This window comes from Pedobacter sp. 01N416 (assembly GCF_056399685.1).
The window spans coordinates 1-3,047 of sequence record NZ_JBFTRT010000669.1 but is presented as its reverse complement, the minus strand read 5'-3'; the positions used below and the strand labels follow the sequence as shown (position 1 = coordinate 3,047).

Annotated in this window: 4 protein-coding genes; all 4 read left to right on the top strand. The window is 40.0% G+C overall.

Features of this window, described 5'->3' with window-relative positions; all coding sequences use genetic code 11:
• Positions 1-104 precede the first annotated feature (104 nt).
• Positions 105-368: a hypothetical protein gene (locus AC1DND_RS25620; RefSeq protein ID WP_477585373.1), complete on the top strand. Its 264-nt coding sequence runs from the start codon at positions 105-107 to the stop codon at positions 366-368.
• 8 nt (positions 369-376) lie between these two features.
• A complete protein-coding gene (locus AC1DND_RS25615) occupies positions 377-568 on the top strand; it encodes an RNA-binding protein (RefSeq protein WP_029279221.1) in 192 nt (63 codons plus the stop codon).
• A gap of 133 nt (positions 569-701) precedes the next feature.
• Entirely contained in the window at positions 702-2,318 is a 1,617-nt protein-coding gene (locus AC1DND_RS25610; protein ID WP_477585370.1) for a carboxypeptidase-like regulatory domain-containing protein, read from the top strand.
• Positions 2,305-3,047: outer membrane beta-barrel protein (locus tag AC1DND_RS25605; protein WP_477585368.1), on the top strand; the 743-nt coding region annotated here is incomplete at its 3' end. The genes AC1DND_RS25610 and AC1DND_RS25605, both read left to right, overlap by 14 nt.

The window sequence follows — 3,047 nt, the reverse complement described above, 5'->3', positions numbered from 1 at the left end:
GCTTAAATGAGACTGGATAACCAGCATTTTACATCTTTAATCATTCAGGGTTTTAAAAACATTAAAAATTTAATAATTTTACTTAGAAGCTTAACTGTTCCACTATGAAAAACAACAAACTATCCGAACTTAGCCTAACCGAATTAAACAAACAGAAAAAACAATTGAGCGGCCTGTTAATTGGAAGTGCTATTGTGATGTTGTTTCTGTTTAGTGYACTTTTATATCTGATTGTTAAAAAACAAAACTTTGTGCTACTTGCCGTTATTCCAGGCTGTATGCTCGCTTGGTTACCCGTTGCAATTAAATTAAGTCAATTAAATACTGAAATAAAATTACGGGGTTCAGAAACAAACTCAGGCCTGTAAAAACTAAAATGGAAACAACAAATTTAAAAGATGGCGACTACTGCGTTGTGGTTAAAGGAACGCATATCGGTAAGTCTGGCAAGGTAAGCGATATAAACACGAGTAAAACAGGCCACATTACCATTACTGTAGAACAAGACAATGCCGTGAGGTTTAAAACCCTTGGCCGGAATGTGGTACTGAAGGCACATACAAAATAAAATACCTGATGAGTGGTAGCTCAATCTTAAATACCATCTCCTACCAACTTACGTCTGCCATTCGGCCTGATACCCAAGAGGAAGGCAGCAAAAAACCATCACATCAATAGCTAAAATAGCCAAAATCAGTAACATGTTGATTACGCTGAACAGGGTTAACGCGCTGCTCCGTACTTTTATGCCACACACAAATAAATTCATGAGGGCTTTTACTAAATCGATTTTGCTACTCCTGCTCTTTGCAGGTATTTTCACAAACAGTAACGCACAAAATTATACCGTGAAGGGTATAGTGTTAGATACTGCAGGCTTACCACTACCCGGTGCGGTAGTCAGGATTAAATTCGGCGCCGACAGTATAGGCACCTCTGCCAATAATGATGGTACATTTGCATTGGATAAAATTAAATCTAAACAGTTTACCTTATCAGCAGCTTTTATAGGCTTCGATACATTTATTAAACAGTATCAGATCGAAAAGGGTAGTATTTTAAACATCACCGATATCAAACTTAAACCATCATCGAACACATTAGAGGGCGTAGTGATCTCGGGTGTTCCTCCTGTTAAAGTAACCGAAGATACCGTGAGTTTTAGCGCCAAAGCCTTTCCTGTTAGAGATGGCGATGCTGTTGACGAAGTACTGAAAAAACTACCCGGTATTAAGGTGGATAAGGATGGGAATGTAACCAGTCAGGGTTCGCCTGTAACCAAAATACGTGTTAACGGTAAAGATTTCTTCGGAACAGATGTAGCCACAGCCATTAAAAATCTTCCTGCCGATATTATCAAAAACCTTCAGTTCATCGATGATTATGGCGATCAGGCCAAACTTACAGGCATTAAAACGGGCGAGCCGGAAAAGGTGCTGAACCTGACCATTGAAGAAGATAAAAAGAAAGGTTATTTTGCCAGGGCCTCTGCAGGTTTGGGCAACGCCGATCGCTATAATACCAATATACGGGGAAATAGCATGAAGGGTGAACAGCAGATTTCATTCGATGGCACTTCGGCAAATGCCAATATGCGTGGTGGTGGCGGCGATGGCATTACAACCAGAAATGTTGCCGGACTTAACTATAAAAATGAGTTTAACACCAAACTCTCGGCAGATGCCGGATATAATTTCAACAACAATAAAAACAACACCATTAGTTCTACCTATACACAAAGTGTTTTACAAGATGCGGGGCAAAATCCGTTGAGCAGACTTGAAGATGCCCGAAACAACAGTAAGAGCGATAACTATAGCCATTGGTTTGGCGGTAATTTGGAGTATAAAATAGATACGATGAATTACCTTAAAATTTCTCCAAACTTTTCTTACAATACCAATAGCGGCAATAATACGGGTAGCTCGCTTATTACCCAGGATACCTTGTTTACGCGAAGAGAAAGCAATAATTTCAGTAATTCGAATAACCTGAATGCGCGTACCAATATATTTTACAACCATAAATTTTCGAAGAAAGGCCGGAACCTGACTTCCTGGGGTAACATCAATTACACCAATGGCGAAAATTTTGGGAATGTGTACAACAAATACATCAACATTCATACTAACGCAGCCGATTCGGTGCTACAAAACCAGCTGAACAACCAGAATAGCCGGAATTTAGGCCTTAATGTAGGTGCATCATATATGGAGCCTCTTTGGAAAAAAACCTTTTTAGAAGTAAACTACAGCTGGAACCGATCATCAACAAATAATTCGAGAGATGCTTATGATGTGGCTAATGGTAACTTTTAACCTCATCCCCTCTGGTCGGTTCTCGTATAAATTTTCTAACCAGCAATCGCTGGATGTAAATTATTGGGGCAGAAATAACCAACCTGGATTCTTACAATTACAACCTATATCCGACAATTCTAACTTACAGAACGTGGTTACGGGTAACCCTAATCTAAAGCCCGAGTTTATCCAGAGTATCAATGCCCATTACAAACAAGCCGATTGGAGCGCCGGAAAAGTGATCATGGCCAATTTTAAGTACGAACGCACCAACGATAGGATTGTAACCACTAAAGAGCGTGTACCAGGCACTGTTAATCAGCTTACCAGTTACATTAACACAGATGGATATTACACCCTACAGGGCGATTACGACATCAGTAAACCGCTCTCGCCAGAGCGAAAGTTTACCATTGGTTATTCTGGTTCTGGGCAACTGAACAACAACATTACTTTTACCGATAACAGCAGAATAGAAGCACGCAATATGGCCTGGCGCCAGGAACTCGAATTTAGGGTAGACCTGAAAGATATTGTTAATTTTGAGGTAGAAACCTCTTATTCGCAAAACCTGACTAAATATTCGAATGATACGTTTACCGACCGCCAGTCTAACCGTTTTGAGTGTGGCATAGAAGGTCGTAATTATTTCTTTAAAGACCTTACCCTGGGCTACGATTTTACCAAACAGATTAACTCTGGTTTTGATAACGGTGCGGTGCGTAATCCAACTTTGCTTCGTTTATC